This is a genomic window from Corynebacterium sp. TAE3-ERU30 (assembly GCF_019209925.1).
In the GTDB taxonomy this organism is placed as follows: domain Bacteria; phylum Actinomycetota; class Actinomycetes; order Mycobacteriales; family Mycobacteriaceae; genus Corynebacterium; species Corynebacterium megadyptis.
The window spans coordinates 434233-461106 of record NZ_JAHUTO010000001.1; the positions used below are offsets into that span (position 1 = coordinate 434233).

General features: G+C 63.5%; 19 protein-coding genes. 4 read left to right on the forward strand and 15 right to left on the reverse strand.

Translation table 11 applies throughout. The annotated features are described in order from the left end of the window. Nucleotides 1–111 precede the first annotated feature (111 nt). The 12 genes from KR227_RS01945 to KR227_RS02000 form a co-directional block, all read right to left on the reverse strand. Nucleotides 112–1401, reverse strand: coding sequence for an ammonium transporter (locus tag KR227_RS01945; RefSeq protein ID WP_218363475.1), 1290 nt, complete (start codon nucleotides 1399–1401; stop codon nucleotides 112–114). Nucleotides 1402–1583: 182 nt separating this feature from the next. After that, complete coding sequence (gene ftsY / locus KR227_RS01950) at nucleotides 1584–3389, reverse strand: signal recognition particle-docking protein FtsY (RefSeq protein ID WP_255549010.1); 1806 nt, start codon at nucleotides 3387–3389, stop codon at nucleotides 1584–1586. A 57-nt stretch (nucleotides 3390–3446) separates the two neighbouring features. Beyond that, on the reverse strand, nucleotides 3447–6959 hold the full coding sequence (locus KR227_RS01955; RefSeq protein WP_218363476.1) for a hypothetical protein: 3513 nt from the start codon (nucleotides 6957–6959) through the stop codon (nucleotides 3447–3449). A gap of 153 nt (nucleotides 6960–7112) precedes the next feature. Continuing rightward, entirely contained in the window at nucleotides 7113–10625 is a 3513-nt protein-coding gene (smc, locus tag KR227_RS01960) for a chromosome segregation protein SMC (RefSeq protein WP_218363674.1), read from the reverse strand. A gap of 129 nt (nucleotides 10626–10754) precedes the next feature. Beyond that, nucleotides 10755–11111 (reverse strand): acylphosphatase, encoded by a 357-nt coding sequence (locus KR227_RS01965; RefSeq protein WP_218363477.1) that lies wholly within the window; start codon nucleotides 11109–11111, stop codon nucleotides 10755–10757. A gap of 3 nt (nucleotides 11112–11114) precedes the next feature. Then, nucleotides 11115–12575 (reverse strand): sodium:alanine symporter family protein, encoded by a 1461-nt coding sequence (locus tag KR227_RS01970; protein ID WP_218363478.1) that lies wholly within the window; start codon nucleotides 12573–12575, stop codon nucleotides 11115–11117. Nucleotides 12576–12635: 60 nt separating this feature from the next. Further along, complete coding sequence (gene mutM, locus KR227_RS01975; protein ID WP_218363479.1) at nucleotides 12636–13490, reverse strand: bifunctional DNA-formamidopyrimidine glycosylase/DNA-(apurinic or apyrimidinic site) lyase; 855 nt, start codon at nucleotides 13488–13490, stop codon at nucleotides 12636–12638. A gap of 7 nt (nucleotides 13491–13497) precedes the next feature. Beyond that, nucleotides 13498–14274, reverse strand: a complete 777-nt coding sequence (rnc, locus tag KR227_RS01980; protein WP_218363480.1) for a ribonuclease III — start codon at nucleotides 14272–14274, stop codon at nucleotides 13498–13500. Continuing rightward, a complete protein-coding gene (locus tag KR227_RS01985; RefSeq protein ID WP_218363481.1) occupies nucleotides 14271–14819 on the reverse strand; it encodes a DUF177 domain-containing protein in 549 nt (182 codons plus the stop codon). Before KR227_RS01985 ends, rnc begins: the two co-directional genes overlap by 4 nt. A gap of 64 nt (nucleotides 14820–14883) precedes the next feature. Next, nucleotides 14884–15624: a DivIVA domain-containing protein gene (locus KR227_RS01990; protein ID WP_151528499.1), complete on the reverse strand. Its 741-nt coding sequence runs from the start codon at nucleotides 15622–15624 to the stop codon at nucleotides 14884–14886. Between the two features lie 175 nt (nucleotides 15625–15799). Then, nucleotides 15800–17176 (reverse strand): NADP-specific glutamate dehydrogenase, encoded by a 1377-nt coding sequence (gene gdhA, locus KR227_RS01995; protein WP_255549012.1) that lies wholly within the window; start codon nucleotides 17174–17176, stop codon nucleotides 15800–15802. 95 nt (nucleotides 17177–17271) lie between these two features. Further along, complete coding sequence (locus tag KR227_RS02000; RefSeq protein ID WP_218363482.1) at nucleotides 17272–18432, reverse strand: triacylglycerol lipase; 1161 nt, start codon at nucleotides 18430–18432, stop codon at nucleotides 17272–17274. 167 nt (nucleotides 18433–18599) lie between these two features. Here KR227_RS02000 and KR227_RS02005 point away from each other — a divergent pair, with 167 nt between their 5' ends. Continuing rightward, entirely contained in the window at nucleotides 18600–19709 is a 1110-nt protein-coding gene (locus tag KR227_RS02005) for a glycerate kinase (protein WP_218363483.1), read from the forward strand. A 17-nt stretch (nucleotides 19710–19726) separates the two neighbouring features. Here the strand turns inward: KR227_RS02005 and KR227_RS02010 are convergent, their stop codons facing one another. Then, nucleotides 19727–20560 (reverse strand): hypothetical protein, encoded by an 834-nt coding sequence (locus KR227_RS02010; RefSeq protein WP_218363484.1) that lies wholly within the window; start codon nucleotides 20558–20560, stop codon nucleotides 19727–19729. A 190-nt stretch (nucleotides 20561–20750) separates the two neighbouring features. Continuing rightward, nucleotides 20751–21152, reverse strand: a complete 402-nt coding sequence (locus KR227_RS02015; RefSeq protein ID WP_151548825.1) for a hypothetical protein — start codon at nucleotides 21150–21152, stop codon at nucleotides 20751–20753. 42 nt (nucleotides 21153–21194) lie between these two features. Between KR227_RS02015 and KR227_RS02020 the strand changes: the two genes are divergently transcribed. Next, nucleotides 21195–22529, forward strand: a complete 1335-nt coding sequence (locus tag KR227_RS02020) for a DUF4921 family protein (protein ID WP_218363485.1) — start codon at nucleotides 21195–21197, stop codon at nucleotides 22527–22529. A 40-nt stretch (nucleotides 22530–22569) separates the two neighbouring features. Here KR227_RS02020 and KR227_RS02025 read toward each other — a convergent pair whose 3' ends face one another. Further along, complete coding sequence (locus KR227_RS02025) at nucleotides 22570–23526, reverse strand: LCP family protein (protein ID WP_218363486.1); 957 nt, start codon at nucleotides 23524–23526, stop codon at nucleotides 22570–22572. A 452-nt stretch (nucleotides 23527–23978) separates the two neighbouring features. Here KR227_RS02025 and KR227_RS02030 point away from each other — a divergent pair, with 452 nt between their 5' ends. After that, entirely contained in the window at nucleotides 23979–25364 is a 1386-nt protein-coding gene (locus KR227_RS02030) for a sugar transferase (RefSeq protein ID WP_255549013.1), read from the forward strand. Between the two features lie 87 nt (nucleotides 25365–25451). Further along, nucleotides 25452–26870: a polysaccharide biosynthesis tyrosine autokinase gene (locus KR227_RS02035; protein ID WP_218363488.1), complete on the forward strand. Its 1419-nt coding sequence runs from the start codon at nucleotides 25452–25454 to the stop codon at nucleotides 26868–26870. The last annotated feature ends 4 nt before the right edge of the window (nucleotides 26871–26874 follow it).

Below are 26874 nucleotides of genomic sequence, written 5' to 3' on the forward strand. Positions count from 1 at the left end.
GCGCCAGGGCCGCGTAAATAGGTTGTGCCTACAGAGTGTAGTTATTTCTCATAGTCTGCGTCGGCGGCACCGGATCCGCGATGGACTCCGGTGCCACCTACCGGGACTGCGCTAGAAGCGCATCGAGGAGGTCTCGTAGGCGGTCTCGCCGTGGATGCGGTAATCGATACCGGTTTCCTCATCGGTTTCTTCAATGCGCCAGCCCATGGTGCTGCGAATAATCAGAGCCATGACCACGGTGACTGCAGCGGAGACAATCATCGCCGCGAGTGCCACTGCGAACTGCACCACCAGCAGTTTGAAGCCATCGGCACCGCCGCCATAGAAGATGCCGATATTCGTATCCAGCAGCGCCAGGCCGATGGTGCCCCATAGGCCAGCGACTAGGTGCACACCCACCACATCGAGGGTGTCATCGAGGCCGAAGCGGTACTTCCAGCTCACTGCCCACGCTGCGAGACCACCGCCAACGGCGCCGAGAACGAGGGAGCCCACCGGATCGAGAGCACCGGCGGCCGGGGTGATCGCCACCAGGCCTGCCACCACGCCCGAGGCCGCACCGAGGGAGGTCATGTGGTGATCGCGGATACGCTCCACCACCAGCCAGCCCATAATGCCGGCGGCAGCTGCGGCGGCGGTATTCATCCATGCCAGACCGGCCAGACCATCGGCAGCAAAGGCGGAGCCGGCGTTGAAGCCGCACCAGCCGAACCAGAGCAGACCGGAGCCGATCATCACCATGGGCAGGTTGTGCGGGCGGTGCACGTGGCGCGGGAAGCCCCGACGGCGTCCGCTCACCACGGCCAGCACCAGCGCCGCGGTGCCCGCGGCAATGTGCACCACGGTGCCGCCGGCGAAGTCCACCGGCCCGATGAGAGCGTCTTCGCCCTCGGTGCCGAACATCCATCCAGCAATGGAGTGGGAGGATTCGGAGAGCAATCCGCCGCCCCACACCATGTGCGCCAGCGGGAAATAGGCAAAGGTGACCCACAGGCCAGCAAAGACCAGCCAGGAGGAGAACTTCACGCGCTCCGCGATGGCACCACTGATGAGGGCCACGGAGATCACGGCGAAGGTCACCTGGAAGGCGACGTCGATAATCGCCGGGTACCCGGCGTCACTCATCACGTACTCGCCGGCGCCATCGGTCATCACATTGCGCAGGCCGAAGTCCGTGAAGGGATCGGCCACAATACCGGCGAGGTCCTTGCCGCCATAGGACATGGACCATCCATAAAGAATGAAGATGGGGATGACAACCCCCATCGCCCCAAAGGACATCATCATCGTGTTCAGCACGGACTTCTGGCGGGACATTCCTCCGTAGAACATGCTGAGTGCAGGAGTCATGAGCAACACCAAGGAAGCGGACATGAGCATCCAGCTTGCGTTTCCCTCCATGTTTTCTTCCTTTCTTGCTGCTGTGTCTCGTTATCGTCGGGTGTGTATCACCAACAAAAAATAACTATAGGCCAATAGAAAAATAAATTCTATTGCTCTATAGAAAGCGGTACCCCCTCATAGGAAAACCGCCCCTATCTGCACAGATAGGAGGCGGTAATCATGCGGTTGCGGGGGTAGCTCTAGCCCAAGAGTGCGTCGACGAAACTTTCCGGCTCGAAGGGCGCAAGATCATCTGCTCCCTCGCCCAAGCCGACGAGCTTCACCGGCACACCCAGCTCTTCCTGAACTTGGAACACGATACCACCCTTGGCGGTGCCGTCGAGCTTGGTAAGAACCACACCGGAGATATCCACAACATCGCGGAAGGTGCGCGCCTGAATCAGACCATTCTGGCCCACGGTGGCATCCAGCACCAGCAGCACCTCGTCCACCTCGGCCTTCTTCTCTACGACGCGCTTGACCTTGCCCAGCTGATCCATCAGGCCCTGGGAGGTGTGCAAACGCCCAGCGGTATCGATGAGCACCACATCGGCGTGCTGCTCAATGCCCTGCGCCACGGCGTCGAAGGCCACCGATGCCGGATCGGCGCCTTCCTTGCCGCGCACGGTGGTCGCGCCCACTCGGGTACCCCAAGTATCCAGCTGGTCGGCGGCGGCCGCACGGAAGGTATCGGCGGCACCCAGCACCACGTTGTGGCCCATAGACACCAGCACGCGCGCCAACTTGCCGGTGGTGGTGGTTTTACCGGTGCCATTGACACCCACCACCAGCACCACGGCCGGCTTGCCCTCATTGGGGATGGCGCGAATGGAGCGATCGAGCTCCGGCTGGCAGGCCTCAATGAGGGTCTCGCGCAGCATGGCCCGCGCCTCCTGCTCGCTAGAGACACCGCGGGCGGCGATCTTCTCCCGCAAATCATCCACGATCTTCATCGTCGCCGTGGAGCCGAGATCCGCCATGATCAGCGTGTCCTCGATCTCCTCCCAGGCATCCTCATCCAGATCACCGGCGGAGAGAATACCCAGCACAGACTGGCCGATCACATTCTGCGAACGCGACAAGCGACCACGCAGCTTGCCCAAACGGCCCTCGGCGGGCGCGATGTCCTCGCGCTCGACCTCGGCCGGCTCGGGCTCCACCACGGCGGTATCGGACTCCTCCGCCGCCGCAGCAGGCTTATCGACGCCCTCTCGCTGCTCAGCATCGTCCGCGGCGGCAGTCTCGTCCGCGGCGGCAGTCTCGGGCTCGGGCACGACCGGCTGCTCATAGCTTTCGGACGAGGCGGACTGGGTCAGCGGCGCCGGCCCGTCACTGACGCTGCGGGCTTGATCCTCCGTAGCGGCCGGGGCGTCCTCCACGGGTGCGGGCGCCGGCTGCTCGGTGGCCTTTTCGGCCTCCACCCGATCGACCTCGGCATCCTCGACGGAGCTGATCTGCTCCGCCGCGGTCGTGGGCGCGCTATCAGCCGGGGTCTCAGGCTCGGCCGGGATTTCGCTATCAGTCGGAGCCTCGGGCTCGGTGGCCGGAGTCTCGGCCGGGGTCTCGGCGGGACGCGGCGGCTGCGCCACGGCGTCCTGCTCTACCCGATCAACCTCGCCCTCCTCGACGGAGCTGATCTGCTCCTCCGCCGCACTAGGCTCGCTCGGCTCCGCTACAGGCTCCGGCTCAGGAGCCGCGGTGGGCTCGGGCTGCGGAGTCTCCTGCGGGGTGGTAGAGGGTTGCGGGCTATCGAGGCGTTGGCCGTCGAGAAGCTCGGGCTCCTTCTTCTTTGGGGTAGAACCACTACCGGCGGCGGGGGCGAAGTTAAAGCCGCCCTGCGCCTGATAGTTACCGGATTTCTCCTCGCGGGTGAGCTCCTTGGTCTCCTCCTCTTCTTTCTCGAAGGAGACAGTCTTGGCCTGCTTGCGCTTCAAGCCGATCACAATGAGCGCGATCAGCAGCAGCAGAACAACAACAACCGCCGCAATAATATAAGTGGTATTCATAGCGTCAATCCTCACTAGTGGGTCTGTATTGGGATATCCCCGTCCACGTTAGTATCTCTAGCTCGCCAGCGACGGGTACTTTTCTGCCAGTACCATCGCCTCGCTCGAGACCACATCGCCGGTCACGAGATCCGGCACCACGGTGGCCATCTCGGCCCAGCCCGGGCCCACCTCATCCAATAGCTTGGACTTGCCCAGCATGTCGTGGGCGTGCATGCGCGCCGCGAGAGCGAAAATCATGGACACCACCGGCGCCAGCGCCCATAGATCCTGCGGGTTATCGGTATCCACGCCATCCAACTTGTCGAAGCGGATGCGCGCCGAGTTATAGAGTCGGCGCTGCGCGCCCTTGATACCGCGCATCAGCGTCAGGGCAGGCTTGATCAGCTTGTGCCGCACCAAGATCTCAGAGAGCTGCTCGCGGTGCTTGAAGGTTTCAAATACCGCCATCAATCGCGTGGAATCCGCCATCATCGGCCCCGGCACGATCTCCGCTTGGGAGAAGAACATCTCCAGCAGCATCTCCTGCTGGGCGGGATCCATGTGCGCGATCTGCACCGTCGAACGATCAATGCAGGCGGTGTCCAAGGTGGCGTCGCGGCCGGTGCTCAGCGTCTCCACCAGGCGCTTGCCGGCGGCGTCCTCCAGCTGCTTCATCACGGCCCGCAGCCGCTGTCGCGTCTCGGGGCTTATGGTCTCTTCCTCGAGGGCTGCTGCGAGCTCCGGCAGACCAGCCAGGGTGCTGAGCACACCAATCCACGCATTGCGGTGAATCTCCGTGGCATCCACGGTGGCCTCGGTCCCCTCCTGCGCCCCAGACATCGGGGTGGCCACCAAGCCAGAGGAGACCACACAACCCGGCTGCAACTCACTGGGCACCAACGAGGAGGCCAGCCCTGATAGGGCCTGCTGCGGATGGGTACGCACCACCGCGGTGATGGCACGCCGCATCGGGGTATCGCCGCTTTCCTCGGAGGCGAGGAAGTCCCAGAGCATCGGCATAATCGCGGGATCATCGGGAGCGGAGTCGGACTCGCCGGCAAGAAATGCGGAGAACTCGGTAAAGCCCGCCGAGCCGCTGCGATAGTAGCCCTCCTGGGCGATGGTCGTTGCCGTGTCTGCGGGAGTGCGCGCGGGACGCTGCACGCTATAGGGATCCGAGGAAAAGAGCTGAATGGCTAGGTCACCGGCACCCCGATAGGCCTCCGGCAGCGGGGTCTGGGCGTCGATCTCGTCGATCGTGCTCGCCAGCGCCCACGGCGCCGTCAACGGCCAGATCCAGGCACCCACGCGATGATCGCTCGGCAGATCGCTGCAGTGCAGGGTATCGTCGACAAGCTCAATCCCAGAGGTCAAGGGAGCAGGGTTGATATCGGCGAGGCCGACGGAGACCTTCCGATCCACGGCCTTATCTACCCACTCCAGATCCATACGGCCGGCGGGCATGGCGTTCATCGAGCCCACAAGGCGCGACATATCCGCGGCGAAGGTGTAGTCATCCAGGCGCGTCATCTTCGCGGTGCGCAAGGGGGTGCCGTGGTTATTCCGCACGGAAATACTCGGCTGGCTCACCCCACCGCCGGCGGGCACGCGCAGGCGCACCATGCCCTGCGGATCAAACTCAGTGGGCTGGACGCGGGCGCGGGTGGTGCGCCAAGAGGCCGGTTGGGTCTGGAGCGGCAGCTCAAAGAGCAGCCGCGGCGGGGTATAGCGCAGCGGCAGCTGATCGCCTTCCTCGGTGGTGATGGCGAAATCCACGCCCGCAGCGTCGGCGGCCACCTCCACCCGAGAGGGCACCACAGCAAAAGGTTTCTCGCCGTGGCTGATGCGCAGCGTCGCCGGGGAGAGCCCACCCTGGGCAGGGATACGGAACGTCAGGGAACCACCGGCCACCTCGCTGTCGGTGTGCAGCCCCTCCACCAGGGCGCACTCGTGGCGGAAGGACTCATTGCGGGGGCCGCGCAAACGAATGAGGTACTCCCCCACCCACGGCGACTCCCACGCGGAAGGATCAAAGATATCGAAGACGCCGCCCTCAGCGGGCACTTCCAGCGGCTCGGCGGGGGCCACCTCCATGCCTTCCTCACCGATACCGGCAAAGGCCGAGATGGTCAGATACCAGGTTTCTGCCTGGCCCGATACCGTGGGCGGGAACTCCGCCAGCAACGATTCGGAATGCACCGGCAGGCCGCTGGTGGTGCGCACGCAGGCGGCGGCCGGCGAGGGATCGCGGAAGATCACGCGCTGCCGGGCATCCACGCAGCGCACATTCTGCTCACCGGCGCCCTCGCGGTCGATCTTCAGGCTCGCCGCATCGGAGGTATCTACCCGCACGCACTGCCACTTATCCCAGCCCTCAACCGCTACCGTGTCGATGATCGGCAGGTCGCGGCCGGTGACCACGTCCACCACCTGGGCATCGTTCGGGCAGACTACGCACAGCTCCGGATAGTGCAAGGAGGCCTTGTCGGTGACATTCGCGCCCTTGGGGGTAAAGATCAGGGCGGGATCCTCCGAGTCGATCACCGGCACCACCCAGTTCAGCTCGGTGGTGACATCGTGGATGGCGATCTCGCGGGTCTGGTGCTCCACCGCGATATCGAGCGCCTGAGAATAGGGGCGCTGCTCGCCCCAGGGGCGGCCGGTGCGGTAGACGGTGGTGGTGCCGTCGATAGACACCCGCCATTGAATCTCCTCATTCGGCTGGTTCACCACCTTTTGCTCCGGCAGGCGCAAACACACCTTCCGGCGGGCGGCGTTCCACATGATGCGGGGGCGCAGCTCGCGGGTGCCCACGCCCACGGCGTGCTGGCGGTCCTCGGTGCCCACCGGGCGCTCGCGCAGCTCGGCGATCACATGCTCGGCCACGGGCTGCACCATGGCGGGGCTTGGCCACTCGTCACTACGCACCCGCCACGTCGCGCCTTGGGAGGCGGTGAACTGGCGGAAGGTCTCCACCGCATGCAGCACCTCCGCAAGCAGCTCGGGGGCGGCCTGGGCCACCGCGGCCGTGACAGGAAGCTCCTCCGCCTCCGCTAAGAAGGCCACGTCTACCTCGCCATCCTGGGCGTCGAGCAGCTCGAGCAGCCCAGGGATCTCGGCGGCAGTCACACCGACGTGGGCGGCAAGCACCAGCACCGGAGACTCCGCCATGCCCTCGGGCACGGTGGTCTCGGTGGCTGCGATCACCCGGCGCGCCGCGCTATCGGCGGCGGCCACCATGTCCTCGGTGGTCGGCAGCGCCATGCCGGAGAGGTATTCGATGAAGAAGCTCTCGGCGTCAATCATCGTGGAGGCGCGGTTGAGCAGGGTGGCCAGCGCGAGGTTCGGCGAGGAGACCATGAGCTCCTCTAGCTGGGCGCCATCGGCGAGCTGCCGCGATAAAAATGCCCCGTAGAAGCGCTCGATGCGCTCAAGGGCATCCGAGCTCAGTGCCCGGAGCGGAAAGGTGGGGGTGTGTTCGAACTCCTGCTTGAGTTCCAGCTCGGTGCGGAAGGCCCACCCGAGAAGAAATTCCGTGGAGGAGGAATCGGCGGCTGTGTTGGTTCTACTACCGGCGCCGGTGCTCATAAGTTGGTGTGGTCCCCTTCTACTGCTTGATCACATACTGTGCGGTACTCGACGCAGCGCGTGGCATGCCTGCGCTAAGAGTCTTAGCGTAGTCCACGTACCAAGCCAGTTCAGCACGACTCCCACTTGCCGGTGCTGCCGCGCCCGTAGCAGCTAGGTCGTGGGCTCGCCCACGGCGGGATCGACGCTGCGGGGCTCGCTGTGCGGGCTCATGCGCTGCGAGAGCACCTGGGTGACGCCATCGCCACGCATGGTCACTCCGTAGAGCACGTTGGCGATGTCCATGGTGGGTTTTTGGTGGGTAATCACGATCAGCTGCGAGGTTTCGCGGAGATCCTCAAATAGCGCGATGAGGCGCCGCAGGTTGACGTCGTCAAGCGCCGCCTCGACCTCGTCCATGACGTAGAACGGCGAGGGCCGGGCTTTGAAGATCGCGACGAGCAGCGCCACCGCGGTCAGCGATTTCTCGCCACCGGAGAGCAGCGAGAGCCGCTTCACGCGCTTGCCCGGCGGGCGGGCTTCCACATCGATGCCGGTGCCGAGCATGTCGGAGGGGTCGGTGAGCAGCAGCCGTCCTTCGCCCCCGGGAAAGAGGGTGGCAAAGACGGTGGGGAATTCCTGTTCCACGTCCCGCCATGCCTCGGTGAACAGGGTGAGGATCTGATCGTCCACCGATTCGATCACATCCTCCAGATCCGCCCAGGCCTGTTCCACATCGGCCAGCTGGGAGCTGAGATAGTCATAGCGCTCCTCCAGCGCCTTGTACTCCTCAAGGGCCAAGGGATTGACCTTGCCCAGGGCAGCCAGCTGCTTTTCTGCCTGCTTCAACTCGCGGGTGGTGGCGGCGCGATCAAAGCCTGGGCCGGGGGCGTGCTCGCTGCGCAGCGTCGCAGCATCCAGCCCAGTCTGCTCGCTGAGCTTGACGACGCTTTCCTCCAGCCGCACCCGCGCCGTGGACAGCGCCATCTCCGCCTCGTGGCGGGCATCGCCGAGGCGCGAGGCTTTGTGGGTAGCCGCGGACAGCTCCTCGCGCGCCTGGCGGGCGCTGCTGACCACCGAGGCCTTGCGCTGCTCCAGCTCATGGCGCTGGGTGGACACGGCTTCCCGTGCCGCCGCCACCCTGTTGCGCATCTGTTCGCTCAGCTCCGCCACCACGGCGGCCAGGCGCGTCTCCTGCTTGCGCTTTTCCAGCCGTGCCTCGTGCCGGGCGCGCTGCTGCTCGGCCTGCATCGCCTGCGATTTCAGTGCCGCGGCCCGGCCGAGGGCTGCGTTTTCGCGCTGCTCGAGCTGGCCCAGCCGCAGCCGCGCCTCGGTGTCCATGGAACGCAGCTGCTCCACATGCGCAGCCAGGTTGTCTTTCTCGGCGCTGGAGACCTCGGCGGGGCTGTCCTCATCCTCTGCCGAGGCCAATAGCTCCGAGACGGTGCGATACTCCTCGCGCGCCTGCTCCAGCTCCTTGCTGGCCCTATCGAGCCGCTCATAGAGGGTGGTGTGCTCCCGCTCTTGGTTGTCGGTGGCCTTGATGAGCCGATCGACCTCGGCGGCCTTGGTTTTATCCACCGCGTCGAACTCGCGCAGCGCGGCGGTGGTGGCAGCCACGTTCACGCGGGCATCCTCGGCGGCCTTCTTGGTGCCGCTGAGGGTGCCGGCCATATCTTCGCGGCGGCGCAGCAGAGTGGCCAAGGTCTCCTCGGTATCGCTGATCTGCTGGGCGATCTCCACGCTGGTGGAGCCCACAGCCGCTGCATCGCCACTGCCGCTATCGGTGATGAGCCAGCCATGCCCCAGCACCGCCCCGGCAGGGGTGACGGCGCGGAGCCGCGGATCGGCTTCCACCAGCTCCCGCCCGGCGTCGATATCGGGCACGATCACCACATCCACCAGCATTCGCGTCAGCGCCGAGGACACCACGGTGGATAGCTCCACCTCATCCAAGAGCCAGCGATGCGGGCCGATATCGGCGTCAAGGCGCCAAGGATCGGCCTCGCCGTTGGCGATAAAGGCCGTGGCGGTGGTGTTCTCGGCGGCGAGCCGGGCCCGCAGCTCGGCATCGGGTAGCTCGCCCACGAGCGCCTCGGCGTGGCAGCCGAGTGCCGCCGCCACTGCCGGGGCGAGGGCGGTATCAACCCGCACGTGTTCGGCGAGCTGGCTATAGTCTGCGGCGACGTCCGCAGCCAGTGCAGCACGGGGACGCTGCTGGTTTAATACCTCTACCTTGGATTCCAGCCGGGAGATGGCCACGTCGAGTTCGCGATGCTCGGCGCTGACCTCCTCGAGTCGCTGCTCGGCGGCGTGGGCCTCGGCCTGCGCCTGGCGGGAGTCCTCCACCAAGGGGGCGCGTTGCAGCGTGGTGTGCTGCAGAGCCTTCTTCGCCTGCGCGAGCTCCTTGTTCAACTCGTCGAGGGAGCTGGCAGCCTGGCGCACCTGTTGTTCGCGTTCCTCGACGCGCCGTTCGGCGGCGGCGATGGCTTTGTGCGCACTATCGACGCGCTCGACCAGACGCGCGACCCCGGCTTGGTGATCGGCGATGGCGGCGATACGGGTGCGGTGCTCGCGTTCGGCGCGCTCGTAGTTTTCCCGTGCCACGGCCAGCTCGCCGGAGATCTCCTCGAGTTGGGCGGCCGCCATCTCTTTGTCTTCGGAGAGCTCATAGGCTTCTTCCTCGGCCAGCTCGGCTTTCTCGCGTATCTGCGCGGCATCCGGGCCCTGATAGGCCTCCTCGGCGGCGCGGCTGGTGCGCTCCCGGGCGATGCGTAAGGTGGCGTCCACCCGCTCGGCGAGGGAGGACAGCTCGAACCACAGGTTCTGGGCCTGCTCGAGCTGCGGGGTCACCTCTTCTACCGCGGCGTCCCATTCAGCGGCGGCGGCCTGCACCTGCTCTAGATCCGCACGTGCCTGGGCGTGGCTATCGATAGCGCGGCGGTGGTGTACTTCCGCATCGGCGCAGGCGGCGTCCAGGCGGGTGATGGTATCGCCTGCCAGCTGCAGCCGGTTGTGCCGCACCGTCGCCTGCACCGTGGCGGCCTTCTGCGCCGCCTCGGCCTGACGGGCCAGCGGGCTGAGCTGCTTGCCCAGCTCCTCGGTGAGGTCACGCAGGCGATCCAGGTTGGACTGCATCCCTACCAGCTTGCGCTGCGCCTTTTCCTTGCGGCGGCGATGCTTGAGCACCCCGGCGGCCTCTTCGATATAGGAGCGGCGCTCCTCCGGGCGGGATTCGAGAATCTCGGCCAGTTTTCCCTGGCCGACGATAATGTGCATCTCTTTGCCGATGCCGGAATCACTGAGCAGCTCTTGAATATCCATCAACCGGGCGCGCGAGCCGTTGATCTCGTATTCGGAGGCGCCATCGCGGAACATGCGGCGGGTGATAGACACCTCGGAGTAGTCGATGTCGAGGGCACCGTCGGAGTTATCGATCGTCAGCGTCACCTCGGCGCGGCCGAGGGGCTTGCGCCCGCCGGCGCCGGCGAAAATGACATCGTCCATCTTGCCGCCGCGCAGGCTTTTCGCGCCCTGCTCCCCCATCACCCAGGCCAGCGCATCCACCACATTGGATTTGCCGGAACCATTGGGCCCCACGACAGCACAAATGCCGGGCTCGAACTTCATGGTGGTGGCGCTGGCGAAGGACTTAAAGCCCTTCATAGTCAGCGACTTCAAATACACCTTGAATTCCTCCCGGCATGGCCCCAGCTCGCGCTCCTCACTAGGCAGCGGCGCTGGGCTGCCCATCCACGAACTGCCCCGATAGGCAGCCCGCGGAAGGGCCAGCGTGCGATGATCACCGCACAGATTTTAGCGGGTGTGAAAACCGCTCGCCCCGCGCGGGTCGGTGTAGTGCGGGATCACCGTCTCCACCGAGCCGGGCCGGTGATGCTTACTGGGCTGCTCACTCAGTCGCTGCACCAGCTCTGCCACGGCCGTCTCCGTGCCTTCGGCCACCACGCAGACTCGCCCGTCCACGAGGTTTTTCGCATATCCAGCGAGCCCGAGCTCTTTCGCGTTTTGCAGGGTCCACCAGCGAAAACCGACGCCTTGGACGTGGCCGTGCACCCAGGCTGTGACCCGAGTGCCGGCAGCGTCTGCGGTGTGGGAGGCGTCAGGCTCGCTGCCGGCCGCTGCTGCTGAGGAGTGATCCTGCGACGGACACATCGATTAGAAATCCTTTGCCTTTTCTTCGCGGTGGGTCAGCGGATCGGAGCCGTCCCAGCATTCCATGCCGTCCCAGCCGCGCAGGCCGGGCACATCGTCGCGGTGGAAGACGGGGTTCTGGCCCTTGGCTCGCTGCTCGGAGAAGTTCTTGAGCACGGCCACAGCCACGCCACCGAGCGGGATGATAACCACCAGGTTGATCGTGGCCATCAAACCGGAGAACACATCGGCCAGCGACCACACCAGCGGCACAGTACCCAGCGCGCCACCGAAGACGCACAGGCCCACCACGACGCGGTAGATGGTAAGCGCCTTCGGCGACTTGGTGAGGAATTCGATATTGGACTGGCCATAGTAGTAGTTACCGATCACCGAGGAGAAGGCCAGGAAGATGATCACCACGGTGAGGAAGTGGATGCCCCACGTGCCGACGGTGGAGGCCAGCGCGGTTTGGGTGAGCTCGATGCCGCCATCGCTGGCCGCGTAGTCGCCGCGGGAGAGCAGGATGATGAAGGCGGTGATGGTACACACCACGAGGGTGTCGAAGTAGACGCCCAGGGTCTGGATCAGGCCCTGCTTGGCGGGGTGAGAGACACTCGCGGTCGCGGCGGCATTGGGCACCGAGCCCATACCGGCTTCGTTGGAGAACAGGCCGCGCTGCACACCCCTCATGATGACTGCACCGAGGGTGGCGCCGGCGAACTCGCGGATACCGAAGGCGTTGAGCACGATATTTTCCAGCATGCGGGGCACCTCGGTGATGTTCAGCGCCACCACGATGAAGCCCATGAGGATATAGGCCACGGCGATCACCGGCACCACCACTTGAGTGAAGCCACCGATGCGGCGAATGCCGCCGAAGATCACCACGTAGGTCGCCACCGCCATGAGGGCGCCGACGATCATCTTGGCCGCCATGGTGTCCATACCGAAGGACAGGGTGACGGCCGCAGCGATGGAGTTGGACTGCACCGCATTGAACACGAAACCATAGGTGGTGACGATGGCGATGACATAGAGCAGCGCCAGCCAGCGGGCCTTGAAGGCCTTGGTGATGTAGTAGGCCGGGCCGCCGCGATAAGAATCCTCATCGCGCACCTTATATACCTGCGCCAAGGTGGACTCCACGAAGGCGGTGGCACCGCCGAGCAGCGCAAATAGCCACATCCAGAACACCGCACCCGGACCGCCAGTGGCGATAGCGATGGCCACACCGACGACGTTGCCGGTGCCCACGCGCGAGGCCGCGGAGATGGTGAAGGCCTTAAACGCGGAGACGCCCTGTTTGCCTTCCGAAATATCGGAGGGCTTTTCGGTGATGGACTTGAACATCTCCGGCACGAACCGGAGCTGGACGAGCACGGTGCGTACACCGAAGTACACGCCAGCAATGACCAAAAGGGCGATGACCAGGTACCAGAAGTACTCATTAAATGAGTCAATCGCAGCGGTTAAAGATTCCATGAGGAAAAATATACCGCCGGACACGAATTCTTCCTACCGTAATGCTTCTCACTTAGGCGGTTAGTGCTGGCAGCGGCCACAAAAATAGGTCGAGCGACCCACCACTGTGATTCTTCTTATCTCGGTACCACAGCGCGCACAGGGTAGCCCCTCTTGCCCATAGGCGTTGAGCGATCGCGCGAAATAGCCGGATGCACCATTGACGTTCACATAGAGATCATCGAAACTGGTGCCGCCTTGGGCGAGGGCCCGCTGCATCACCTGCTGCCCTGCCTCCAGCAGCGCCCGCAGCCGCTGCAGGCTGATGCGCTGGGCCGAGCGCGTCGGCGCAACCCCTGCCGCCCACAGCATCTCATCAGCATAAATATTGCCAATACCGGAGACGATGGTTTGTTCCAGCAGCAGTGCCTTGATCGGGCGCGCCCGCTGCTTCAACGCCGCCGCCGCCTGCGGCAGCGACACCTCGGGATCGAGCAGATCGCGAGCGATATGGCTTATCGACGCCGGTATGCGCTGCCCCAGCTCGCCCAGAGGCACCAGCTCATCCAGGCGCCAGTAGCCAAAGGTGCGCTGATCCACAAACCACACGGCAGGCCCGTCCTCCAGCTGCAGGGCGGCCCGCAGGTGCGGATGGGTGTCATGGGCATGGGGATCGGTACTGAGCAGCATCTGCCCCGACATGCCGAGGTGCACCACTACTGCTTGGTGGCTATCAAGACGCAGCCACATGAACTTCCCCCGCCGGGAGACCGCCTCGATCCGGCGGCCACACAGCCGGGCGGCGAACGCCTCCAGCGAGTCCTCATTGTGGCGGATAGCCCGCGGATGCAGGATGCGGGCCGCTGCGATGCGGCGCTGTTCCAATCGTGGCGCCAGGCCGCTGCGCACCACCTCTACCTCGGGGAGTTCCGGCATGGGGGTACTAGTCCACGCTGGCGGCGTCGAAAAGCGGCAGGGTGTCCCAGTCGTGCTCGAGGGCAGGCACCGCTTCGCGGGCGGCCTGCTGCTCGGCAGATTTCTTATTGGGGCCTTCTCCCCTACCCACGAGGCGGCCCTCGATCACGGCATAGGCCGTGAAGTGGCGCTCGTGATCCGGCCCCACTGCGGTGCAGTGATACAGCGGTGCTTCCCGCTTATTCTCTGCGGCGCGTTCTTGCAGCGCCGTCTTATAGTCCACGTGCAGCCCCGTGCTGCGGGCGGTTTCAATCTTGCGCCCGAAGAGGGTGAGCACCACCTGCTCGGCCACGGCGAAACCATGCTCGATATAGATAGCACCCAGCAGCGCCTCGGTGGTATCGGCCAGGATGGAATCTTTATTGGCGCCATCGGTCATCAGCTCGCCCTTGCCCAAGAGAATATGGGGACCGAGATTGATCTCGCGGGCGATATCCGCCAGGCCATAGCGGGAGACAATAGAGGCCCGCATCTTCGAGATATCGGACTCGGGGCTGTGCGGATAGTTGTGATAGAGCCGAGTGGCCACGGACAGCCCGAGGACGGCGTCGCCAAGAAACTCGAGCCGCTCATTATTGGGCAAATGCTCGTGCTCATTGGCAAAAGAACGGTGCGTCAGCGCCAGCTTCAGGCTGTCATCGGAAAGCTCCACACCGAGCGCCTGCAGCAGCGGGGCGTGATCGACCTCGTGAAAACGTTGCTCCCATGCCTTTTCGCGGGGAATACGCTGTTTACGACGACTCACTGAAACTTCTCCAATCCTGCCCACCGCGGATCAATGCGGTCTTCCTCTTCTTCGCCCGATACCCCATCCGGGGCAGGCACGAGATCATAATCGCACTCGTCGCCGTAGTCCTCGCAGGTGGGGCTAAAGGGTAGCTCAAGGCCCACCGTAGTGGTCAGGGCATCCAATAAATCGATGCGGCCGGAATCAATGTGGCCGAGAGAATCTTGCAACTCCTCGGCGGCATCCTCGTCATCGGCGGCGTCATCATCAATAAAGTCGGCGGATTCGGAATAGACCCGCGAAATACGGAAGTCCTGCTCCACGCTCAGCGGCTCGAGACACCGGGCACACTGCCCGCTCAAGGTGGCGTGGACGGTGGCATCAACCATGATGGCATCACCCAAGGGGGCCAAGGTGGCGTCGACGGCCAGCTCCGAGCCCTGGTCAATAGCAATCAATTCCAGCCCGATGCGCTCAGGCGCGGGGCCGGTGGTGGATTGATAGTCCGTATTCGCCGAGGGCGAAAGCAGATGTGCTACATCGAATGTCAGTGGTGATGTCATGCACTCTAGACTACGTTGCTTGCCCCGCGCGGGCGAAAGCGCGGGAGTCAGCGACGGCTGCGGGCTAGAGCTCCTCGCCGTAGTCGTAGCGCTGGTTATCGCTCGAGCGGCCGCTTCCTACGGCACCGGCGCCGCGTCGCAAAGCGGTGCGGTCCCGGGAGACCACACGCAGGGTGGCGTTGAGGCTGTCCTCGAACTCGGCCAGCTTGGCATCCACATAGTCATCGCACTCAGCGCGCAGGCGGTTGGAATCAGCATGGGCGGCATCCACCACGCGATGAGCTTCCTCGTTGGCGCGGCGCACCACCTCGGACTCAGACACCAAGCGCTGCTGCTCCGCCAGGCCCTCGGACACGGAGCGATCATAGGAGTCATTGCCCTGGGCTACGAGGCGCTCTGCCTCGGCCTCAGCGCGATCAATGCGATCCTCCGCCTCACGGTGGGCATCGTCGGTCACCCGGCGAGCCTCATCCTCTGCCTCGGCTACGAGACGGTGGGCGCGATCCTGGGCGTTATTAACCATGGCCTCGGAATCGCGGTTAGCGGTATCCATAATCTCGTTGGCATCGGCCTGCGCCTCGCCGACGATGGCATCAGCCTTGGTAGTGGCCTCGTGCACAATCTCGTCACGCTTATCCAATACGTCCTGCGCATCGTCAATTTCTACCGGCAGGGCATTACGTAGCTCATCAAGCAGCATGAGCATGTCATTGCGCGGCACCATGCAATTGGGAGTCATAGGCACGCCATAGGCCTGCTCTACGGTTTGGACCATTTCATCAAGGGTTTCAAAGACGCGATACATGGCCCTTAGTTTAGCGTGACATAGCCGCCACAGCGTGGAGTGACATGGGCGTATGCAGGCGAAGAAAACGGCACTACGCTTTCTTAACCCTGCAACGACAGACACCCTGCCCGCGGCCACAAGGACCGGAGGACAGGGTGTGTCAGTAGCGGGATAGCATCCCGCGGGCAGGGTGTTAGATAACGCCCTGCGCCAGCATGGCGTCGGCAACCTTCTTGAAGCCGGCGATGTTCGCGCCGATAACGTAGTCGCCCTCGTGGCCGTACTCCTCGGCGGTACGCTTACATGCGCGGAAGATATTGCGCATGATCACGTGGAGACGCTCGTCGGTGTACTCGAAGGACCAGGAGTCGCGGGAGGCGTTCTGCTGCATCTCCAGTGCGGAGGTAGCAACACCACCGGCGTTGGCGGCCTTACCGGGGCCGAAGGCGATCTTCTTCTCGCGGAAGACCTCAACAGCCTCCGGGGTGGAGGGCATGTTGGCGCCCTCAGCAACGTACTTACAGCCGTTGTCGATGAGCTTCTGAGCGTGCTCACCGTTGAGCTCGTTCTGAGTAGCGCAGGGCAGGGCCACATCGCACTCGAGATCCCAGATGGAGCCGTCAGAGTGATAGGTAGCACCCTCGACCTCGTCGGCGTAGGCGGAGATGCGGTCGCGGCGGACCTCCTTGATCTCCTTCAGCTTGGCCACGTCGATGCCGTTCGGGGTGTGGATCCAGCCCTGGGAATCGGAGCAGCCGATCACCACAGCGCCGAATTCCTGAGCCTTCTCGATGGCGTAGATAGCCACGTTGCCGGAACCGGACACGATCACCTTGGCGCCATTGAGGGACTCGCCGTCGGCAGCCATCATTTCCTTGGTGAAGTACACCAGGCCATAACCGGTGGCCTCGGTACGCACCAGGGAGCCGCCCCACTCGAGGCCCTTGCCGGTGAGAACGCCGGACTCGTGCTGGTTAGCCAGACGACGGTACTGACCGAAGAGGTAGCCGATCTCGCGGCCGCCCACTCCGATGTCACCGGCGGGGACGTCGCGGTACTCGCCGATGTGGCGGTGCAGCTCAGTCATGAAGGACTGACAGAAACGCATGATCTCAGCGTCGGACTTGCCCTTGGGGTCGAAGTCGGAACCACCCTTGCCGCCGCCGATAGGCAGGCCGGTGAGGGAGTTCTTGAAGATCTGCTCGAAACCGAGGAACTTGATGATGCCCAGGTTCACGGAGGGGTGGAAACGCAGGCCGCCCTTGTAGGGGCCGAGTGCAGAGTTAAACTGCACGCGGAAACCACGGTTGACCTGAACCTCGCCCTGATCATCAACCCACGGCACGCGGAAGATCAGCTGACGCTCCGGCTCGCAGAGGCGCTGGATCAGGCCATAGTCCGCATAATGCGGATCATTGTCGAGGACGATCTTGAGGGATTCCAGAACCTCGAGCACCGCCTGGTGGAACTCGGGCTCGCCGGCGTTACGCTGGCACAAGCGGTCGTAGTACTCCGAGATCTGTGCGTCTACAGACTGCACATCATCGTTCTTGGTGGCGGTATTCGTCATAATTCTCCAATTCCCATATCCCTCGTGAACTCGAGGGATGAATTTCTATCGTCTTACCGATATCCAGTCTCTTGCTCAGGGGGAATATGCGCAACTTAGCCATGTGTTACGTATGTCACACCTTCAGAGTTTGCCGTATCACCCCTCAGTTTCCGCAGGTTGTCCACCACAATCAGCTCGGGCATGTCGAAGCCGAGAGGAACCGGCCGACAGTCAATCTCCCCCCATTCACCCCCGCTTTGCCAATTGTCCAATAGGTTTAACACCGCGCTGAGCACAGTCGGGTTGTAGGGAGAGTACATATGCCCACCGAGATTCTGCGGGCACACCTCCTGCAGCACCAGATTCTGCGTGTTCGGGCCGTAAATCTTTTGCACGTCCACATCCCAGATCATTTCGTCCATCCGCGTGGAAATAGTGGTATAGCGCGGCCCGGGCACGGTCTCTGCTGGGGTGTTCTGCTCCTTGATCGCCTGGGAGTCGCGCAGGAGTTGCTGCAGGCTCGGCTGCAGCACGCGATCGAGGCCGCGGCTGAGTGCTGCGCTCGACTCCCCCGCCGCCTGCTCGTGGAGATGATCCACCACGGTGCCGAGATGCGCCGGGCCACCGCCGCGCGTCGGCGAGGCGATTCCGATCCAGCTGCGGGTGAGCTCACCCCGATCGATAGCGTTCACCCACATGCGGGCCACCGAGGCGCCTTGGGAAAAACCAATGATGTGCACGCCCGTGGCCCCAGAAGTGGCCAGCGCCGCGCGCACCAGCTCATCCACCTGGGCCGCCGATTCTTCAAGCGGGCGATAGCCGAAGCCCCGATCTGGATCGGGCCCCATGCCATAGTCCAGTCCAAATACACACCAGCCATCGTCCACGAGCCGTGGCCCTAATTCCGCGTAGTCGCCATAGAAGGTGGAATCCGTGCCATGCACCAAGATCACGGCCTCCTGCCGCTCTGCGGTGGCGCGACAGGAAGGATCATTAGTCCCCTGCGGCTGCAAGGGGCGAACCTCGGAGTCGAGCAGCACCCGTTTCGCGAGAGAGGGCCGCGCCACGCGGGGGCCATCCACACCCGTGCTCGCGGCTGCGGGAGGTGCTGCAGCTGCGGGAGTCGCGCCGGCGGGAGGTGTTGCGGCTGCGGGAGTCGCGCCGGCGGGGCTGAGAACCGCCCCGGCCACAGCCATGACCGCCAGAACCGCAGCCACCGCCCTCGTGTGCCCCATCGCCGCTGCGCGCCGCGTGCGCCATCGTGTATTTATCATCACCGCTCCTTATAAGAACCACGGTCGAGATTTCTCTGCTCCTGCGCTGCATCGTTGCTGCGCAGCGCCGTGTACTGACGTTCTAGTGTGAATAATAATCCTGTGCAGCGCAGAGGGCGCCGAAAGCGTGCCCGTGGGAAGCGGTGGGCCTTATACACTGTGAAGCTATGACTGATCGCCCGATGACGTTTCTTCTGGCCCCCGATTCTTTTAAGGGCACTGCCACAGCCCAGCAGGCCTGCGCCCATCTTCGCGCCGGCATCCACGAGGCGCTTCCGGACGCCGATGTCATCGCCGCCCCCATGGCCGATGGCGGCGAGGGAACATCCAGCCTCTTTGCCGGAACCCCGATCACTCTGCCCACAACCTCCGCCGATGGCAGGCTTATCGACGCCACCTACACCTTCATTCCGGCCCAAGACTCTACCCCGGCCACTGCGGTAATCGACGTGGCCGCCGCCTCTGGCCTGCCCCAGGTCGGCGAGGGACACAGCCCGCTGAGCTCGGATACCTATGGCACCGGCGTGCTCATCGCCGATGCGGTGGAGCGCGGCGCGCAACGCATCGTGCTCGGCTTGGGCGGCACTGCCACCGTCGATGGCGGCACCGGCATTCTCGTCGCCCTCGGGGCGGCGCCCATGGATCACCGCGGCTATATGCTGCGCCAGGGCGGCGGGGATCTACGCAATCTCGATGTCATCGATACCGCGCAGCTGAACGTGAAGGCCGCCGCCGTGGACTGGGTGCTGCTGGCGGATGTAACAAACCCCGCCACCGGAGCGCAGGGGGCGGCGGCAGTATTTGGGCCGCAAAAGGGTGCCAGCGACGCAGATATCGAGGTCCTGGACGCCGGTATTGCGCAGCTGTGCTCGGTCTGCGATGTGGACCCTGCCACCGCCGGGCTTGGCGCTGCGGGGGCACTCCCAGTGGGCCTGAGCTGGCTATCGGGGCTGATCCACGGCACGAACGAGCACATTCAGCTCGTACCCGGCGCGGAGTTTGTGGCCGCCCACCACGGCCTTGGCGAGAAGATTGCTGCCGCCGATGTGGTGGTCACGGGCGAGGGCCGAGTGGACGATACTTCCTTCGGCGGCAAGGTGGTAGGCCATATTAGCGAGTTGGCTGCGGCAGCTGATACCACCGCCGTAGTGGTGTGCGGGAGCTATGAGGCACAGCAGCGCCCAGCGATGGTGCAGGAACTCGCCCCAGGGATGGATGTGGCCGAGCAATTGCGCGCCGCCGGCAGGCAGCTCGCCGCAGACTGCGCTCGAAGCTAACCGCGGCGGCGTTGAGCTTAGAGCCCCAGCTGGCCCATCAGGTCCTGGTACTGCTGCTCCCAGTCCTCGATGCTCTCCCCGGTGATGTCATTGAGCCCTTCAAGGGTGTCGAGGCCGCCGAGGTCACCAAAGAGGTCGAGGCCGCCGTCACCAAAGAGTGATCCCACGAGGGAGTCCACTCCGTCTTCATAGGCCTCGCTTAGCTGCCGCATATTCACATAAGGATCACACACGAGCCAGGCCCCATCCTCCTTTTTCAGCAGGGTGGGGTATTTACTGTCCTCAAAGCGGATGCGCTGGCGATCGTCTCCCACAAAATGCAGTTTTTCCACGGTCACGGCCTCCATGCCCGGCTCCGCCTCAGTGTCTCCCGCCAGCTTATCGAGCAAAGCGAGGTGATCAGTGTTGCCCTTGTGCTCCTCGCACATGTACTCATTGGCTTCCACGAAGGTGCTTGCCGAGTCATAGGCGGTGAGTGTCTCTTGGATGCCGTCGACCTCTGCGGCAAGGGCGCGTTTCTCGCTGCCGGCCATCATCCACGCGGCGATACCAACGACGAGTGCCACCACGAGACCGATGGCGAGTCCGATGAAAAAGGGGCCGAAGACAAATCGGCCGCCGGACGCCCCGCCAGCCCTACCCGGCCCTTGGGGACCGGTCGGCCCACCTGGCCCACCTGGCCCACCGGGGCCGCCGGCGGGAGCAGGTGTATCCCACTGGCCGTCATAGGCCTGGTTGCTCGTACCCTGCGGCCCAGGCTGGCCGGGGCGGGGTAAAAATTGGGTGTCCTCTGCTGCGTTCTGGGGACGATATGCGTCCTCGCGGCCATTCCACGAGTTCTGGGGTGCCATGAAATATCCTTGTTCGCGCTGTGCTCGGAATGTCGGTTGTGGCCCAGATAACGCGGTCTAGATACCGTGGTCTAGCTCCGCACTTGTTTGAGCCACAAACGCACAGTGTAGCGCCCCTCACACGCGCTGGCAGCGGTATCGCTAGCGAGCGAAGAAAACAGAACAGGGCAGAACAGAACTGCAGCGATGGTTAGGGATGGACCTGCACGGTCCAGGGATAGCGGGCCGGCAGCTCGAAAGCCATCTCGTTTTCGAGAGCAGCGGGATCGCGCGGCAGCGTGGCGGCGGGGGTGAAGAGCCGGGAGAGAACCATAACCAGCCCGTTGAGAGAGTGGGCGGGGCGCTCAATATGCATGAGCATCCGAATCACCTCAGCATTGGCGAGCTCTCGCCCCTCGTGCTGTTCGGCGTAGGTGTCGCGCAACGCCTTTTCCACCCCCTCGAGAAGGGCTGGGTTCTGCTCGACGGCGCGGAGCTGGGCTTCTCCTACTTTGTTGTACTCGATGAGGCGAGAAAGTAGCAGTTCACAGCGCTGCTTGAGCTCGGGAATCTCTGCGGTGGGAACGAGACAATCGAAGATGACCTGTGCCATGCTTGCATGCTAGTCGAGGGTGCAGCTAATACGCTAGGGTCTATGAGTTCTCCCATGTATTCTCGGCCCGCCCCCTTGCAAACGATGGCGGACGGCACAATCAAGCAGATTAACCCGTTCTCCGGCACGGAGGTGTGGACGGTGCCCGGCCGCGGCAATCGCCCACTCGCCGTGCCGAAGGTGGAGACCAAGCCCCTACAGGACGAGGACCGGGATACCTCCTGCGCCTTTGGCGCGGCCCGCCTGCTCGAGACCCCGCCGGAGAAATCACGCATCGTGCGCACCGATCTCGGCTGGGAGATCAAGCGCGGGCTGCTGCCGAGCGAGCTGGATGAGAATTACGCCTTCCGCCGGGTGCCGAACCTCTTCGAGATCCTGTCCTTTGATTATTGGCAGGCCAATTATGACCTGACCATCGATGAGGAGATCTCGCAGCGCATGCACACCTATATCGCGGATCCCGCGGGGCGAGAGCATGTGCTCAATATTGTGCGGACCCGTATGCGCGCCTCCGGTATCCCCGAGGCCCAGGTGATGGCCACCACCGAGGAGGACTTGCTGGCCAAGGCGCCGGGCTATTTCGCCGGCGGCCATGACGTGATTATCGGCCGCCGCCACTTCCGAGACGACGCCACCGACACCTCGGGGCTGGCTTCGTCGGGCACCCTCAGCGTGGATGAGCACCGCGCCTTCATCCGTTTCACCGTGGACTCCATGCAGGATCTCTACCGCCACAACCGCTATGCCCCCTATGTGGCGGTGTTCCAGAACTGGTTGAAGCCTGCCGGCGCCTCCTTCGATCACCTGCACAAGCAACTGGTGGCCATCGATGATCGCGGGGTGCAGGCAGAGGGCGAAATCTCGCGGCTGCGGGCGAATCCCAATATGTATAACGAGTGGGCTGTGGATTATGCCCACCGCCACAATCTTGTGATCGCCGAGAATGATCACGCCGTGTGCTTTGCCGGGTTCGGGCACCGCTACCCCACTCTCGAGATCTTCTCTAAGTCGGCGCGCTCCGAGCCGTGGAATCACACTGATGATGAGCGCGATGCCATGAGCGATCTCATCCACGCCTGCCACGCCGCCACCGGCGCCGAAGTTCCATGCAATGAGGAGTGGCACCATAAGCCCATCAACCTAGATTTGCCGATGCCGTGGCGCGTGATGATCAAATGGCGCGTCTCGACGCTTGCCGGTTTTGAGGGCGGCACCAAGATTTATCTGAACACCATGTCGCCCTACACGGTGCGCGATCGGGTGGTCTCCCGGCTCTACGAGCTGCGGGAGAAGAAAAAGGTGGCCTCTAACCTGCGCATTGCCACGGAGGTGGAGCTGCGCCCCAACCCGCTGCGCTATACCCCCTCTTTGCCCTAGACAGCCGAGAAGGCGGCGCTGCTCGGCGCTTATCGACGCTTTATTGCCCGCTCTCCTGCTCGCCGCGCAGTCGCGCCCAGGTGTGCTCGGCCTCGGGCGCGGGCTGGACGTTGATTCCGTCTGGGGCAGGAACAAAAGGCATGGTTTCTGCCTGCACCGAGCCATTACGGGTGGCCGAGAGCGCCTTGGTGGCGTTGTTCATCGAGATCAGCCCCTCCGAGGTGGTGATGTGCGGCCCTAGGTCGTGGACAATATCCATCAGCTCTGGGATATCCCAAGGCACGCGCTTTTCCGATAGGCGCGCGGCAAAGGCCTCGATGAGCATGTGCTGGCGATCAATGCGGGCGATATCCGACTCATTGTCGATGCCATAGCGCGCTTGGGAAAAAGCAAAGGCCGTGGCGCCGTCGACGGTATGGCAGCCCTCTTTCAGTCCCGCGATGGCGGCAGCATGCGCCGCCGAGGCGCACAGCTCTACCCCGCCGAGACGGTCGATGGCCGTCTCAATAGCCTTCGAATCCAGCACCATCGAGCCTTCCACGCTGATACCAGAGAGATCGTGCACTGTTTTCTCGGCGCAGGCGATTCCATAGGGGGAGGCTTGGGCGGCGCTATCGCTCGAGGCACCGAAGGCATAGGCGGCGTTGATCTTGGTGTACTGCGGCTCTGTGCTGCTGCCATCAGAGCGCTTACATGCCGGAATATCCACCAAAGTATCGCGCGGGATCGACACCATCTCGATCGGGGTGCCCGACTTCAACCGCGCCAGCACCATGACATCGGTACGGCCCACATCACTCGGGCGTTCGCTGCGGGAGTTCAGCAATTCGGCGTTGCCCCCGGCGCGCGTATCTCGCACCATCACGAGGTAGATGCCGTTGTGGCTCGGTGCTGCGGCTGTGTCGGTTGCCGTGCGCTCGGAGTTCGCGGTCTGATAGCCGGAAAACATCCAATACGCAGCGCCCAAGGCCACGATGGAGCCGATTATAAGAAGCACGAACACTGCTACAAGGGCAATAAGTCCACGTCGTACCATCCGGTGCATAACTGTCATGCTAACACCTCGGATAAGTGATCCCGCGCTTTACAGCCGGCATCATTTACCCTCACCTTGGGGTGCCCTAAGCACTCGGATACGCAGCCTCTATGCACCCATAGTGGGGCTATTCTGGGCGTTTTCCACCCCACGCGCAATGCCCATTTATGGCAAAAAATTCAATACGTCACACTGAGCTGAAACTTTGACATGTCTGAGTAAATTTTCGATAAGATCACCGTGTTCCACATCCGCACCGTCTACAACGTTTGGTGGCCGACCACATGCTTGACGCGATACGGTCTGTATCGACGAACAGGAAGCCCTCGCCTACAGAAAATTATTCCGAGCCTGTCCCTTCGCGGCTGAGCATACGTCAGGCCCAACACAGTCTGCGCCAGCGCATAGTGATCATGGATGCGGTGAGCGTGGCCATAGCCGTAATCTGCGCGGATTTAGTGCGCTTTGGCACCCGCGATTCTTATGCCCAAGCAGGCGCGCAACAGATTCCCTACCTGCTCATCACCCCCTTGATCGCCATTGGATGGTTCATCACCCTGCGCATCATCCAGGCCGCCGATGAGCGCGTGATCGCGGATGGTGCGGAGACCTATACGCGGGTGCTCCACTCCACCTTCATCGTCTTCGGCCTGATCTCCATCACGAGCGTGCTCACCGAAACCGATCTCTCTCGCGGCTATCTCTTCGTGGCCCTCTCCCTCGGGCTGACGCTACTTTTCCTCACCCGCTGGTTCTGGCGGCGGCGTTTGTGGCGGAGCTACATTAAGGGGCGCTGCGAGCGCCGCGTAATTGCCGTCGGCAGCTCCACCCTCAGCGAGCTCCTCAACACCGTTGTCAGCAACCGGACCACTCCATGGCGCATCGTGGGCCTGTGTACCACCGGCGCCGCCGAGGAGCTCCAGCAGCTGCCGGGGGTTACCTCCTCCACGCCGACGGTATCGAGCTGGCGCGATATCAAACACCTCGCGGAACGCACCGGAGCCGATACCGTCGCCATCGCCGGCGCGTACACCATCGGCTTGCAGGGTATGCGCGAGCTCAGCTGGGACTTGGAAGAACTCAATGTGGACATCTTGGTGGCACCGGGCATTATCGACGTCGCCGGGCCGCGCATGATGATGCGCCCTGTGGCGGGTATCCCGCTGATTCACGTCGATAAGCCGCGCTATCGTGGCGCCAGCAGGCTGGGCAAGCTGCTGCTGGACAAGATCGGCGCGTTCCTGCTCATTCTGCTCTTCTCTCCCCTGCTGCTGATCTGCGCCCTCGGAGTAAAGCTCACCAGCCGCGGCCCGGTGTTCTATGTGGCCGAGCGGCTCGGGATGAATAACGAACCCTTCGGCATGATCAAGTTCCGCTCCATGGTCGTGGATGCGGACAAGATGAAAGACAAGCTGCGGGAGCAGAATGAAAGCGATGGTGGGGTGCTCTTCAAGATGAAAGACGATCCCCGCATCACACCCTTCGGTAAGTTCTTGCGCCGCTTCAGCTTGGATGAGCTTCCCCAGCTCTTCAATGTTCTCGGCGGCAGCATGAGCCTGGTCGGTCCTCGTCCACCACTGCGCGAGGAAGTCATGCAATACGATCCCTTCGTCGCCCGCCGTATGCTCGTCCGCCCCGGTATGACTGGGCTATGGCAAGTCTCGGGCCGGTCCAATCTATCGTGGGAGCAGTCCGTACGCTTGGATCTGTCTTATGTTGAAAACTGGTCGCTGTTGGAAGACATCCACATTTTGTGGAGCACCCTGCGTGCTGTGCTCTCCCGCGACGGCGCCTACTAGCCCCGTTCCCCGACGGTGTGCCCTGCCCCTCCTCGGCCCACCACCTGCTGCCCTAGCCCACCGAAACATCTGTCAAGGACGCCCTTCATGACTTTCACTTCATTCAAGAGTTTCTTTTCTCACCGTTGGTGGATCATCCTGCTGGTGATGTTGCTTGGTATCCCCGCCGGTCTCGGCGTCTCCTATCTGCGGGAGGATCGCTACGTCTCCCAAGCCACGGTGTACATCTCGGTGAACCAAGCCACCGGCGAGGCCGCCAACCCCTACCAGGCCAGCTTGACCTCGCAGCAGATGGTGAAGTCCTATGCGGAGCTGGTAACCAACGCCGCTGTCACCAACAAGGTGGTTGATCGTGTGGTGCCGCCGATTTCCCGCAAGGAGGTGGAGCAGGCGCTCTCTGCCAGCGCCAATGCCAATTCGGTGCTGCTGGAAATCTCCGCCACCACCGACCAAGCGCAGCTGTCCAAAGACATCGCCGATGCCACCATCGAGGTATTCACCAACATGGTGAAAAAGACCTCCACGCCCGAGGGACAGTCCCTGCCTACTATCTCCGCGAATGTGGTGGCACCTCCGTCACTGCCGGAGGAACCGAGCAACCCCAGCCCCGTGGCCTTCGCCCTCGCCGGCGCTTTCCTCGGTCTCGCGCTCGGCCTGCTCATCGCCCTGATTGTGCACATGACCGACCGTCGCCTGCGCACCCACGATGACGTCGCCGAGATCACCACCCTGCCGCAGCTGGGCACCATCCCCGAGGACAAGCACATCAACGAAAACAAGCAGATCGACTTCAGCGGCGGCTTCTCCCGCACCGCGGAGTCCTTCCGCACCCTGCGCACGAACCTGCAGTTCTGCGCCATCGATAACAACCCGCGGATCATCCAGATCACCAGTGCGCTCGCCGGCTCCGGTAAGTCCATCACCGCCCTCAACCTGGCCGCCTCGCTGGCTGAGCAGGGCGAGAAGGTCTGCCTCATCGAGGGCGACCTGCGCCGCCCCCGCCTCACCGAGTACATGGAGATCGACGCCCCTGTCGGTTTGACCAATGTGCTGCGCCGCGAGATGGACCTCGAGGATACGCTTATCGACGACGCCTCCGGGGTGACTCTCCTCGCCTCCGGTCCGATCCCGCCGAACCCGGCCGAGATCATTGGCTCCAATGCCATGTCCGAGCTGCTGCAGCAGCTCAAGGACACCTACGACTATGTGATCGTGGATTCAGCACCCGTGCTGCCGGTCACCGATGCCGCGCTGCTGGCCCGCATCGTCGATGGCACCGTGATGATCGCCCGCTGGAACACCACCACCCGCGATAACCTCACCTCCTCTATCGACGCCCTCGAGAAGGTCAACGCCCAGCTACTCGGCGTGGTGCTCAGCCGCACCGTGGAGTCCGGCCGCAAGTCGGACTACAACCACTACTACGACCGCGTGGACGAGGCGAAGAACACGGAAGAAAGCAGCGAGGAAAACTCCGAGTCCTCCACCCCGAAGACGGAAAGCTAGGCCT